At 34.2% G+C, this 12,415-nt stretch carries 14 protein-coding genes; 6 read left to right on the top strand and 8 right to left on the bottom strand.

The features are described 5' to 3' along the window. Positions 1-3: 3 nt before the first annotated feature. Both ACEN2F_RS02320 and ACEN2F_RS02315 read right to left on the bottom strand, forming a co-directional pair. Positions 4-387, bottom strand: a complete 384-nt coding sequence (locus ACEN2F_RS02320; RefSeq protein WP_441735529.1) for a hypothetical protein — start codon at positions 385-387, stop codon at positions 4-6. Positions 388-430: 43 nt separating this feature from the next. Next, positions 431-1,051 (bottom strand): hypothetical protein, encoded by a 621-nt coding sequence (locus ACEN2F_RS02315; protein WP_441735526.1) that lies wholly within the window; start codon positions 1,049-1,051, stop codon positions 431-433. A gap of 239 nt (positions 1,052-1,290) precedes the next feature. On the opposite strand from ACEN2F_RS02315, the gene ACEN2F_RS02310 reads away from it, so the two are divergent. Beyond that, positions 1,291-1,701 (top strand): OsmC family peroxiredoxin, encoded by a 411-nt coding sequence (locus tag ACEN2F_RS02310; RefSeq protein WP_441735523.1) that lies wholly within the window; start codon positions 1,291-1,293, stop codon positions 1,699-1,701. A gap of 78 nt (positions 1,702-1,779) precedes the next feature. Here ACEN2F_RS02310 and ACEN2F_RS02305 read toward each other — a convergent pair whose 3' ends face one another. Together ACEN2F_RS02305 and cysM are read right to left on the bottom strand one after the other, a co-directional pair. Next, on the bottom strand, positions 1,780-2,490 hold the full coding sequence (locus ACEN2F_RS02305) for an SGNH/GDSL hydrolase family protein (protein ID WP_441735520.1): 711 nt from the start codon (positions 2,488-2,490) through the stop codon (positions 1,780-1,782). 99 nt (positions 2,491-2,589) lie between these two features. Further along, on the bottom strand, positions 2,590-3,477 hold the full coding sequence (gene cysM, locus ACEN2F_RS02300; RefSeq protein ID WP_441735517.1) for a cysteine synthase CysM: 888 nt from the start codon (positions 3,475-3,477) through the stop codon (positions 2,590-2,592). Between the two features lie 386 nt (positions 3,478-3,863). Between cysM and ACEN2F_RS02295 the strand changes: the two genes are divergently transcribed. Continuing rightward, entirely contained in the window at positions 3,864-4,562 is a 699-nt protein-coding gene (locus ACEN2F_RS02295) for a DUF1003 domain-containing protein (RefSeq protein WP_441735514.1), read from the top strand. Between the two features lie 40 nt (positions 4,563-4,602). Here the strand turns inward: ACEN2F_RS02295 and ACEN2F_RS02290 are convergent, their stop codons facing one another. Continuing rightward, positions 4,603-4,878 carry a DUF2752 domain-containing protein gene (locus ACEN2F_RS02290; protein WP_441735511.1) on the bottom strand — a complete coding sequence of 92 codons (276 nt, stop codon included), beginning with the start codon at positions 4,876-4,878 and terminating at the stop codon, positions 4,603-4,605. 100 nt (positions 4,879-4,978) lie between these two features. Here ACEN2F_RS02290 and ACEN2F_RS02285 point away from each other — a divergent pair, with 100 nt between their 5' ends. Both ACEN2F_RS02285 and ACEN2F_RS02280 read left to right on the top strand, forming a co-directional pair. After that, positions 4,979-5,161 carry a hypothetical protein gene (locus ACEN2F_RS02285; protein WP_441735508.1) on the top strand — a complete coding sequence of 61 codons (183 nt, stop codon included), beginning with the start codon at positions 4,979-4,981 and terminating at the stop codon, positions 5,159-5,161. After that, positions 5,154-5,705: a Smr/MutS family protein gene (locus tag ACEN2F_RS02280; protein WP_441735506.1), complete on the top strand. Its 552-nt coding sequence runs from the start codon at positions 5,154-5,156 to the stop codon at positions 5,703-5,705. The genes ACEN2F_RS02285 and ACEN2F_RS02280 overlap by 8 nt, the downstream gene beginning before the upstream one ends. A gap of 139 nt (positions 5,706-5,844) precedes the next feature. On the opposite strand, the gene ACEN2F_RS02275 is transcribed toward ACEN2F_RS02280, so the two are convergent. Continuing rightward, positions 5,845-6,789 carry a hypothetical protein gene (locus ACEN2F_RS02275; protein ID WP_441735503.1) on the bottom strand — a complete coding sequence of 315 codons (945 nt, stop codon included), beginning with the start codon at positions 6,787-6,789 and terminating at the stop codon, positions 5,845-5,847. Between the two features lie 204 nt (positions 6,790-6,993). Here ACEN2F_RS02275 and ACEN2F_RS02270 point away from each other — a divergent pair, with 204 nt between their 5' ends. Both ACEN2F_RS02270 and ACEN2F_RS02265 read left to right on the top strand, forming a co-directional pair. Further along, positions 6,994-7,893, top strand: coding sequence for an EamA family transporter (locus ACEN2F_RS02270; RefSeq protein WP_441735500.1), 900 nt, complete (start codon positions 6,994-6,996; stop codon positions 7,891-7,893). A gap of 41 nt (positions 7,894-7,934) precedes the next feature. After that, positions 7,935-9,059 carry a cysteine desulfurase family protein gene (locus ACEN2F_RS02265; protein ID WP_441735497.1) on the top strand — a complete coding sequence of 375 codons (1,125 nt, stop codon included), beginning with the start codon at positions 7,935-7,937 and terminating at the stop codon, positions 9,057-9,059. 13 nt (positions 9,060-9,072) lie between these two features. On the opposite strand, the gene ACEN2F_RS02260 is transcribed toward ACEN2F_RS02265, so the two are convergent. Next, positions 9,073-11,364, bottom strand: a complete 2,292-nt coding sequence (locus ACEN2F_RS02260) for a glycosyltransferase (RefSeq protein WP_441735495.1) — start codon at positions 11,362-11,364, stop codon at positions 9,073-9,075. An 11-nt stretch (positions 11,365-11,375) separates the two neighbouring features. Continuing rightward, on the bottom strand, positions 11,376-12,413 hold the full coding sequence (locus ACEN2F_RS02255) for a pesticidal protein Cry7Aa (RefSeq protein WP_441735492.1): 1,038 nt from the start codon (positions 12,411-12,413) through the stop codon (positions 11,376-11,378). Between the last annotated feature and the right edge of the window lie 2 nt (positions 12,414-12,415).

The raw sequence follows: 12,415 nt of genomic DNA, 5'->3' as shown, positions 1-12,415 counted from the left end.
TAATTAATTAAGTTGTAATTTATATTGCGGAATTGTGGATACATCACCATCATAATAATAGAAATCTACTTTGATACGGTAACACATACTCCATAAATCCGGAGTTTTCTTTTCGGTTACTTTTACAATATTGGCTCCTTTTTCACGGGCTAATTTTCGTGCTTTTATCAGGTGCGAATTAAAATCGCAATCCGTTGTAAAACCACTGTCCTGATATCTGGCATTTCCTATTTTTTTGGCACCGGCAGGAATTGTATGCTGAACATCAAGAAAGGCTACTTGGTCTTCAATTGTTAAGGGCTTTTGTGAAGATTCAAAATTAGAAGTGATTTTTGGACTACAACTAAAAGCTAAAAATACTAAAACGAGAATAGATAATTTTTTCATTGTCAGGATAAGATTGGTTATTATTGTTGTTTTATGGGAAATTTTATTCGACTTTAATTTTAATAGCATCATAATTGTCTGACTGGAAACTAATAAGTCCAAAAGCAGTTTCTCCTTTTTTTATCATCTTGCCATTAATGTTGTAATCGTTCAGCTCGGTTTTGAATTTTTTATTGGCATTACTAGCAACAATCATATGCCCTAAGGCTAGTCCGGGTCCAATAATCAGTCCTATTGGAGTCGAGCTGGTTTGCTCCGTCATTCCGTATGAATTGGTTTTTGTAGTAAAAAATTGAATTGGAGATAGTAATAAATAAAATAAATAGGAGGTTGGGCTTTGTTTTAAAGATTTGAATGTTCTTTCATTCTCCAACAGATACAATTCATTTCCGTTTTCAAAATTTAATCTAATGTCTTTTCCAAAAACCAAATCTTTTTCGGTGTTGTTTTTTACTTTGACAGCCACTAGTCGAATCCCTTTTTTAGTCTCTTTCTTTGCGTATTTCTTATCCAATAAATCATATTTGTATTCTAGCGTAACTCCATTAAGAGTATTATTAGAAATATAATTCAGCGTTGTAGGTTGTATTGATTTGTATCTTGAAGCACAACTATTTAATAAGAAAGGAATCGACAGTAAAAAAATAATTTTGGTTAATTTCATTTGATGGTTGGTTAGTTTTTTTTATTGGTTTTTTGTAAGTAAAGTATACTTTTATTAAAAAGCAAACATAAAGAATTTACTGATATTATTAAAATTAAATAGTATTAATTTTAAATAATTTTCAACCTATTTCTGTTAATTTTTTTGGCTTTAAATTTAAATTTTAGTTAAAAAAGAGTACGTACAGGACTATTTTTTTAAAAAAGAACTAAATTTGAGAAAATAGAAAATTTATAATTATGAAAAGAAATGCAACCGCAGTCTGGAATGGTTCAGTCAAAGAAGGAGCCGGAAAACTGACCACACAAAGTACAACACTAAAAGACACACAATATTCATTCAAGTCCCGTTTTGAAGATGGAGTAGGAACAAATCCTGAAGAGCTGATCGCAGCTGCGCATGCAGGTTGTTTTGCAATGCAACTTTCAGCCTTTATTACGGAAGAAGGTTTTGAAATAGAAAGTATCGAAACCAAGTGCGATATTGAATTAGTAGATGGGTCAATTGTTTCGTCACATTTAACTGTTGCTGCAAAAGTAAAAGCAATTTCAGAGGACACGTTTCAACAATTAGTTACAAAAGCGGAAAAAAATTGTCCTATTTCCAAGGTGTTGAATGCAGCAATTTCAACTGCAGCTACCCTAGTTTAAAATCATATAAAGATCAAAAAAAGCTCGATTTTTTAATAAATCGAGCTTTTTTTTGTGCATAAAAGTATTAATCTTTGTTTACTCCTTTGTATCTAAACTTTTGACTGATAAAACTTCCGCTATAGCCTTTTCAGCAAGCGGCGCCATTACCTGATAGCCCAATTTATTAGGATGCACTCCGTCACCGGAATAAGCGGCTTTCAAGCCGTTGCGCTCATCATTCATAGCCGAAAAGTAATCTAGATATAGAATGCCATTGGCGTCAGCATAATTTTTTATCATTTCATTTAGGGCTACCACTTTTTCAGCAGGATTTTGATTGGGTTTCCAGGGGAAGTCAAAAGCAGGTAGAACAGAACAGAGTATCACTTTGATCTGATTAGCCTGCGCCAATTCAACCATAGAGATAATATTGTTTTCAATCATATTCAACGTTGTAGGACCCGTATTCCCGGCAATATCATTTATTCCTGCTAAAAGAATAACCACCGCTGGCTGTAGTGCAATTACATCAGCTCTGAAACGGATGAGCATTTGCGGCGTTGTTTGACCGCTGATGCCACGGTTAACGTATGCTTTTCCTGTAAAATAGTCAGAATCGGTTGTGCTCCAGAACTCTGTTATAGAGTCGCCCATAAAGACAATTCTTTGTTGTCCTGCTGCCGTCGGTTTCAGCGCAACATTCTGATCTTGGTATTTGTTTAAATTAGGCCAGTCCTGCGCCTGCGCTTGTTGTGCCATAACAATTAATAAAATTAATAGGGTATAAACTAATTGAATATTTTTCATTTGTAATCAAATTTAAAAAAAATGAACTTGCGTCGATAAAATGAAATAACGGTTATTATTTTATTCAAAGCGTAACTAAATAGAGGTGTTTTTCATCATTTAATCAAACAAATCAGAAGACAAGTACCGATCGCCTCGGTCACAAATAATAGCGACAATCACCCCGGATTCCAGTGTATTTGCTATTTTTATTGCAGCAGCTACAGAGCCACCACTGCTCATTCCTGCAAAAATGCCTTCTTCGAGAGCTAAACGTTTGGTCATGGCACGCGCTTCCTGTTCTGAAACTTCAATGATGGTATCTACTTTTGAAGCATCAAAAATTTTAGGTAAATATTCCTGAGGCCATTTTCGGATTCCCGGAATCTGCGAGCCTTCGCTGGGTTGTGCGCCAACGATTTGAATTTCTGGATTCTGCTCTTTCAAATAGGTTGATGTTCCCATAATTGTCCCGGTTGTTCCCATTGCTGCAACGAAATGCGTTACCGCTCCTTCCGTATCATTCCATATTTCCGGACCCGTAGTTTTGTAATGTGCTTTCCAGTTGTCATCATTTGCAAACTGATTGAGCATGATATAACCGCCTCCGGCTACCTTTTTATCAGCGTAGTCTCTAGAACCAATTATTCCAGTTGCTGCAGGAGTCAAAATGACCGTGGCGCCATAAGCACGCATGGTTAGCGTGCGCTCAATGGTGGAATCTTCCGGTAGAATCAATTCGATTTCGATATTGAACAATTGCGCAATCATTGCCAATGCAATTCCGGTATTGCCGCTGGTTGCCTCAATTAACTTATCTCCTTTTTTGATGTCTCCTCTTTCTAATGCTGATTTAATCATGTTGTACGCCGCACGATCCTTCAGGCTTCCGCCGGGATTATTTCCTTCGAGCTTCAGTAAAAGTTTTACTTTTTTATTTTGTATTAAATGGGTAGATTCAACTAAAGGTGTATTGCCTATTAAATCTAATATTGTTTGAGATTTCATGCTGTTGGGTGTGTTGTGTTTGAGTTGTAATAATCCGAGTATTGACTAAATTTGATGAGTATTCGTTTGTAAAAACTATTTTTAAAAAGCGTATGTTAAAAACAACGACAACAATAGCAAAAAGAAATGTTTTTGTAGTTCAATGGCATTTTTATGGTTTTTAAAACGAATGACAAAGATATTGAACAATTTTGGATTATTTGTTTTTAGTAGATAAAGCTATCTTGTTTATTGGGTACTTTTGCTAAGCAGATGAGTCTTAAACAAAGTGATGATTGCAGTTGTTAACTTTTTAGGAAGATTAAAGCGTTTTTGTTTGCAATGTGCTGGAGTCAGTCAGTAGTCTTGATGCGACAGTTAAAAAATTAACCAATAAATAACTAGCTATGAAAAGTAATGCGACATTTATAAGTGATATTTCCAAAAAGGAATTTCCTCTTGTGGATAAAGTAGCTGCTAAAACGATACGAAACCCAATATTAGCACTTATCCAAAATGATTACCCTGATTTTGATGCCGGTAAATGTTTAGCAATAAGCGAACTTAATATGTATCGGGAAAAATACATTTCGAATTATTTATTAGTCGAAATAGGGGAGCTCTCCAATCTGGAAGCTAAGGTTATTGGTTCCTTGAACGAAGATAAATCACTAGTGAGCACAGTAGAGGATGAAATTGGTATTCGAACCGTAGGTCAAAAAGTGGCAGACAAAGTAGCTACTTTTGGCGGAAGCTGGAAATTTATTATTTTCTTCGGAGTATTTATTTTGTTTTGGATTTTGGTTAATATTTATATTCTGCTGAATAAAGGTTTTGATCCATATCCATTTATTTTGTTGAATTTAATTTTGTCCTGTTTGGCTGCACTTCAAGCGCCAATAATTATGATGAGCCAAAACCGTCTGGAAGAAAAAGACCGGGAAAGAGCCAAAAAAGATTATATGATTAATTTAAAATCTGAACTTGAAATCAGAATGCTTCATGAAAAAATGGATCATTTGATTATGCATCAACAAGAAGAATTAATCGAAATTCAGAAAGTACAAATCGAAATGATGAATGATATTTTGACTCGAATCAAATAATTAATATGGTTCTGAAAAAGCAATAAAAAAGAACTCTTTACTAGTGTTTAAAATAATACCCGACAATCATAAAAATACCATTTATGACAGCAGAGCTAATAATCATTTTTTTATAATTCCTGTTTTTGTCGATTACATTAAAACCCAAAATCACAAGAAATAGTAAGGTTGTAAAAATCGCAGGATACATCTCAAAAGCACCTCCAAAATCACCTTGCAAAAGCAATAAAAATCCACGCTGAAAACCACAGCCCAAACACTCTATTCCAAAGAGTGTTTTGCTAAAACAAGGGAGCATGTATTTTTCTAAATCCAAAGTTTTATAATTTTTAGAGAAGCCGTAAAATTAAGAAAATTTTTCAAGAGTAAATAGATAATTTAAAATTCAGTACTTTTGGAATCTGATATTTTAAAAGATGAAAAAATTTATAATTCCCATAATGATTGTCGCGATTACTTTAGCTTTATACGAGCAGGTGAGTGCCGAAAAAAACGTGTACATCATGGTTGTTGCAATTGTAGTTTTTATGATTGGAATGATGCAGTTGAGTGCTAAAACTCCAAGTAAGAATCAAGAAAAAGAAGAGGAAAATGTTTAATAAAGGAGATAAGGTTTCCGTGCTGGATGAAGCGATGAACGGTATAGTGTTATCCGTCAAAGACCAGCAGGTTACGATAGAAACAGAGGATGGTTTTACGATGACATTTTTTGTCAATGAATTACTTAAGATAAACGATTCCAGTAATTTAATGGATTCTATCAGAAGAATAAATGTAAGTGAAGTTGCAAAAGAGAAAGAGATTCCAAAAGCGCGCAGTTTTGTAAAAGAGAGAAAATCTAAACACGAAATTCCAGCTCCGGAATTTGATTTACACATTGAAAAATTGGTACTTAATAAACGCGGAATGTCAAATTATGATATACTGACGCTACAGACTGAAACAGCAAAACGGCACATTGAATTTGCAATTAAAAATCGCATTCCCAAGATCGTTTTTATACACGGTGTTGGTGAAGGAATTTTAAAAGCGGAATTAGATTTCTTATTGGGTCGGTATGACAATATTGCTTTTCAGGAAGGTAATTATCAAAAATACGGTCAAGGCGCAACAGAAGTTTTCATTAAACAAAGTGCTATGTAAGTTCCTTTTTATATTTTCAAATGCGCAAAAAAAAGGTTTTGCTTTAAGTGAATTTCACAATTGAAATTCACTTAAAGCAAAACCTTTTTTTTAGTTTTAAACACCGTTTTTTTGTTCCGAATTATAGGTATTTCGGATGCTAATTAGTAGTTAATAAATCTCCAAAAAGATAAGCATCTCCTAAAATAAAATCGCTGTTTCCTTTTTTCATTTTTACTTTTTTGAGTACTACAGTATGTCTAAAACCGGATCCATTTGTTGTAGTTGTTACCTCTACGATACCACTGGTATTTGCTATTCCTGTCACTGCAATCCACTCTTCACTAAAAGCCGGAGAGGTAGGAAAAGTATCGTTACAAAAATAATCTCCCGTAACTAAGCCAGAAAATAAACGGTAGGTCAGTTTATTTTTTGTGTCGCTTATTAGTCCGACTCTTGGCTCGTTTAGTGGTGTCACGGCATTCACGATCAAATTAGAATCAACATCTAGAATTAAGGCCTCACTACTATTGTAATCATATAATTGTTTAGAGGTGGCGCATTGTTCCAGCGTTTTATTAAAACTAAACGGCAATGGTGTTGCTGCTATTTGATAGTCGCCAAAAGGGAATGTCTCATATACCTGAGTTCCTTTTCCTGTATCAAAAGTTATATTTTTGAAAGTTATATTATGATTATAGCCCGTAATTTTAGTACTATTATCATCTGGATTTAGCGGTTTTACAGCTGTTGTTGTTATTACAATTGTTCCACTAGTAGCAATCCATTGATTAGTAACTGTAGGTGTTGCAGGAGGAATTGTTTCGCATATTGTTGCACTGGTTACTTCTCCGTTATAAAAACGATAATACACTCGGTTTGTAGTACTGATTTCTAATTCTTGGGTAGTTGTTTCTACGGGGAAAGTAACGTTTTTTATCTCAAGAATTAGAGCTTCGCTATCTCTAAGCTTATAAATAATCTCGTTAGTACTACAATTTTGTGTTGTTACATCTTCAAAATTTATAGTCTCTTGAATTAAATCTCCATCATCACATCCGCAGAGGAGTAATACAAAAACCAACAGGCCAATAATTCTTTTCATTTTTTATAATTTGGAACAAAAATAGAATTTTTAATTTGTTCCAAATGTATAACCATTTAAAAATAGATTATTTAACAAGATATTGTGCTTTTGTATGTAAAGGTCAACTGATAAAAAGGATAATTTAGTATTTATAAAAAGGGTCATTTGCGAGAATTTAAAGCCAATTGAAATCAGTATCTTTACCGGAATTATATCAAAAAGATGAGAGTTAACAAATACTATTTGGCTGCGTTTTTAGCTTTTTTTGTCTGGGGTTTTTTTAGTTTTGCGCTAAAACCATTACATAATTATCCTTCGCTGGATATTTTGTTTTACCGCGTTTTTTTTAGTGCCATTACGATGGTTTTGATTAATCTTATTTTTCGTAGAGCGGTACTGCAACAAAACTGGAATCATTTTAAAACTATACCTCCTAAACAACAAAAAAGTGTTATTTTGCTGACCCTTGGCGGAGGTGTTTTTCTATCTTCAAACTGGTTTGTATACATTTACGTGATGAATCATGTAAGTGTCAATGCGGCATCGCTAGCGTATTTGATCTGTCCAATTGTTACTACCGTTTTTGCCTTTTTTATGTTGAAAGAAACACTAAGTAAATGGCAAAGAATTGCCGTTGCAATTAGCGTCTTTAGTTGTGTTTTACTGTCCTTTAATCATTTTCAGGATATATTTTACAGTCTTATTACGGCCGCTACTTATGCACTTTATTTAGTGAGCCAGCGTAAGAATACTGATTTAGATAAATTCCTAAGTCTCACAATTCAATTGATATTTACGGCGCTTGTTCTGCTGCCTTTTTACCCAAAATACAGCGGTGCAGTTCCTGTAGAACCATTGTTTTATGGCTGTATGTTTCTAATTGTAATTTTTTTTACTATAATTCCTTTGTTTTTAAATCTTTATGCACTCAAGGGAATTAATTCCTCTTCGGTGGGAATTATGATTTATATTAATCCAATTATTAATTTCTTGCTAGCTATATTTTATTATAATGAGCAGGTGAGTTCTCTTCAATTGTTTTCTTATTTTTTGATTTTGGTTTCAATTGTTGTTTTTAATGAAAAACTACTTTTTGCCCGAAAATTAAAACTGGCACCATAAGAAATACAAATTTTACAATAATTTTTATACTATTAAAAAAAATGAAAAAAGTATATCTCGATAATGCTTCTACAACCGCTCTTCGTCCCGAAGTAATACAGGAAATGACCAAAATACTCATAGAGGATTATGGAAATCCATCCTCAACACATAGCCTAGGACGTTCAGCAAAAAATATTTTGGAACTTTCCAGAAAATCAATTGCCAAAAACTTGAATGCTACTGCGCAGGAAATTATTTTTACCTCCTGTGGTACCGAAGCCAATAACTGGATCCTTCGGTCCGCCGTTAAAGACTTGAAAGTTAAACGAATTATTACTAGTAAAATAGAGCATCATGCGGTTTTGTACACGGCTTTAGTTTTAGAAAAAGAGTTCGGCATTCAGATTGATTATGTAGCAATAAAACCAAATGGTGCAATTGATGTTACGGATTTAGTAGAATTACTGTCACAGGATAAGAAAACATTAGTCAGCTTGATGCACGTGAATAACGAAACTGGAACTGTTTTAGATTTAGAACGAATAAGCCGTATTTGTGAAGAGCACAGTGCCTTATTTCATTCGGATACGGTACAGTCTATTGGGAAAACAGAAATTGATTTACAAAAATTACCGATTGATTTTATCGTGGCTAGTGCCCATAAATTTCATGGACCTAAAGGCGTTGGTTTTGCATTTATTCGAAAAAATTCAGGTTTGCAACCACTATTTTTTGGTGGCGAACAAGAGAAAGGATTGCGTGCCGGAACTGAAGCTTTGCATCAAATTGCGGGAATGGCAAAAGCGTTGGAACTGTCATACACCAATTTAGAAACAGATCAAAAACACATTTCTGAAGTACGAATGTATTTAATTGCCCAACTTGAAATTGAATTCCCAGCATTTGAAATTAATGGAAGTATCGATGGATTTCACACCGTCCTCAATATCTTACTGCCTTTTGCTGCAGCAAAAACTGCGATGATTTTATTCCATTTAGACATGAAAGGAATTGCGGTTTCCAGAGGAAGTGCTTGCCAATCCGGGAGTATAAAACCGTCACATGTATTAGCAGAAATGCTTTCCAGTGAAGATTTAATGAAACCTAGTTTGCGTATTTCATTCAGCCATTATAATACTAAGGAAGATATAGATTTGCTTATTTCAGCTTTGAAAACAATATAAAAAAAAATCTGCTTTACAGCAGATTTTTTAGTGGTATTAGGGTATTTACGGACTTGTTTTTGTGTGTTTTTAGTTGAATGATTGGTTTTTCTGAATATTTTTCCATGATTAAACGTGCTTTAAAAAAACATAATGTAGATTCAGCACCTTGATTTATATTGACGTGTTTGTCTTCTAATCCATCGTAGGAAGCGCCATTTTCCGGATTATACATGATCTGTTTAAGATGATTATTTCCTAAAAACCAGATGAACGCAAGTTTAAGTTGGTCTTTATATTTTTTATTTCGGGTCACTTCATAAAATAGATCTAGTGCGATAATCGTAGTAGCTACTTCTATAGGTTGTTCGCCGTAAAAAACTCTTTCATTTTGTTTTTTGAACCAACCTCTATTCGAAATTACTTTAAGCTGTCCTTTCATGAAATAATGGGAAAGCAGAAAGTCAAATGTGATTGCCGCTATTTTTTTATATTTTTGATTTTTGGTAACTAAATAGCTGTACATCATTGCCTCGGGCAACACATTATTCGCATAGGTCATGTAGTCTTCATACCAGCACCAATTTTCAGCAGAATTGATGTTATAATGATTTAAAAGCGAATCAGCGAGTTTTTCAATGTGGATTTTTATCTCCTCATCTTCATACATTGAATAGTAAAAATAGAGACCTTTCAAAGCGTATGCGATTGCTCTGGGAGATTTAATATCATCTATCCGTTTCAAGGCTTTATCCCAGCATTTTGCAGCTTGATGAATCATCTCTAAAGGCAAGGAATTCCTATGATAAATAACGGTTCCCAGACTCCATAAAGCTCTGCCATTTGCATCTTCAAGGTTTACTTCTTCATTTTGTTTGGTGAGTTGCTTATCAAAGTTTTTGTAATTATCAAACCATCCATTTTTCTTTTGTATCCCTTCTATAAAATTCAAATAGGTATTCGCTAATTGTATGGTAGTATCGTTTGGGAACGCTTTATTGTACATCACCATGTTGATTAGTGCTCTGGCATTATCATCTAATGTGTATCCTGATTCAGGATCTGGCTGACTGAATTTTGAAAATTGAAGTATACCAAAATCAGTGGTAAGTTTCCGGATATGGTCCAGTTTTATTGGTGGAAAATTAAATCTTAAATCTTCTTCTCTATTGGTTAATTGGTCAAAAAGAAGACGGTATTGAATGGCAATATTTTCCCATGTTGTGGCGTGCGCCAAAGAAAAAGCGTTTTTGCCCATTGCCATTCTTTCATTTTTATTTTCGATCAAGTGCAGAATTGCTTTTTTAAACTCGTCAGAATCATCAAAATTATTCAATAGTATTCCGTTGCCATTGACAAGAGTTTCAACGGCATGCGGTATTGGAGTTGAAATAACGGTGCAGCCGCAACTCATCGCATAAGCAAATGTACCACTAACGGCTTGAGTAGGATCTTTAGAAGAAAATAAATAAATGTCAGATAATGTTAAATATTCCAATAATTGCCACAATTGAAGGTATTCGTTAATAAAAATTACGTTGTTTTCCAGCTGGAGATTCTTAACGGTATTGGTCAGTAAATCGCGATATTTTTCCCCTTCATTTTTGATCACTTCAGGGTGTGTTTTTCCTATGACAAGATAAATTACATCGGGATACAAAGCAATAATAGCAGGCAAAGCATGCAATATGGTTTCGATACCTTTATTTTCACTGATTAAACCAAAGGTGGACATTACTATTTTATTCGAAAAATTATATTCAAACTTTAATTTATCTTTTTGCTCCCAAAGTACGCTGTGATTACCATGCGGAATAACTACTGTCTTTATCAAGGGAACCGCGTAATCTTCAGTTAAAATAGCCTGCGAATTTTTAGTAAGCACCACCACTTTATCTGACAAATCAGCGAGGGCAAATACTACTTTTTTTCTTTTTTCATCAGGATTTGGTAACACGGTATGAAAAACGGTTACAATGGGTTTGTTTAAAGCTAAAATAAAAGACAAGATATGATCACCATACTCGCCTCTAAAAAGGCCAAATTCATGCTGAATACAAATCAATCCTATATCGCTTCGGTCGTTGATTTTTTCAGCCACCATCCTGTAATGTTCTAATGAATCAACGGGTAAGACATAAGTCACCTCGGGATTGTATTTAAAATGTTGGTCACTATTTTGCAAAGCACATACCTCAACAGGAAGTGTTTCACCAAAAACTATTTCAACCGCATTTACAATGTCATTTGTAAATGTAGCAATGCCGCATTCTCTTGGTGTGTAAGAACTGACTAGTAGCATTTTTGTTCCTTTCTCGATTTTCATAGCGTTTGTTTTTAAGGTTGTTTTCTCAATTCGAGAAGCAATTCGGTAATATTTAATTTTGCAACAGCAATGTGTCTGTCAGCTACGCCGTAATAAATATAAAGATCATCCCCAAATAAAGCATGTCCCGTTGGAAAAACTATATTGCTGACTTCACCCTCTATTTCCCATTGTTTTGTGGGCGAAAACAAAGGAAATGGTAACCTGGAAATTTCATTTCTAGGATTATCTAATTGTAATAATGCAGCTTTTGCATGGTAAACTTTTCCTTTTATTGTTTCTTGTACCCCATGATAAATAAGCAACCAACCATATTCAGTTTCAATAGGCGGACCTCCTGCACCGATGTAATTGACTTCAAAAATATCCTTTGGGTCAAGTACAATATGGTCTACAAGATTGGTAAGATATTCGTTCCAAAAAGATACCGTTAAATCCTTGAAATCCTCAAATTCCACAATCTGAATTCCTGGCCAAATCCGATGCAATAACATAAACTTTCCGTTTATTTTTCTTGGAAACAATACCACATCTTTATCCCTAAGCAGCCTGAATTCATCAGCAACCAATCCTATTTGTGCAAAAAGATTATAATATTGATGGTATTTTGGATTTAGTTTATTGCTGTCGCAACAGTTCATGAAATTTTCATATTCCTGATAATTTACTTGTGGCGTTATAATACCGTGTTTTTCAAAATGAATTAAATCCTTAGAAGTTGCCAGCGCTCCCATTGCATTGACGCCATCATAGGCGGTATAGGTGATGTAATAGGTATCCTCAATTTTCACAATTCGGGCATCTTCCACACCGTTTTTTTCATATTCAAAATCTCTTGTAATTAAGGGTTTTTCATGGCGTTCAATGATCTTTACAGGACCATCCATTTTAGCATAACCTATCGTAGAGTAATTCCCAACTTCCACCGCACGGTATAAAATATGAATCGTATTTCCTTCCTGATAAATTCCGGGATTAAACACGCCATTATTTTCAAATTGCTTGTCAGTTGGACCTAAAATTATTCCTAATTTTTCTATTGTAACCATGA

It is taken from the genome of Flavobacterium sp. W20_MBD1_R3, from assembly GCF_052119725.1.
Classification (GTDB): domain Bacteria; phylum Bacteroidota; class Bacteroidia; order Flavobacteriales; family Flavobacteriaceae; genus Flavobacterium.
The sequence above is the reverse complement of the archived record's forward strand: the minus strand, read 5'-3'. Positions and strand labels throughout refer to the sequence as shown.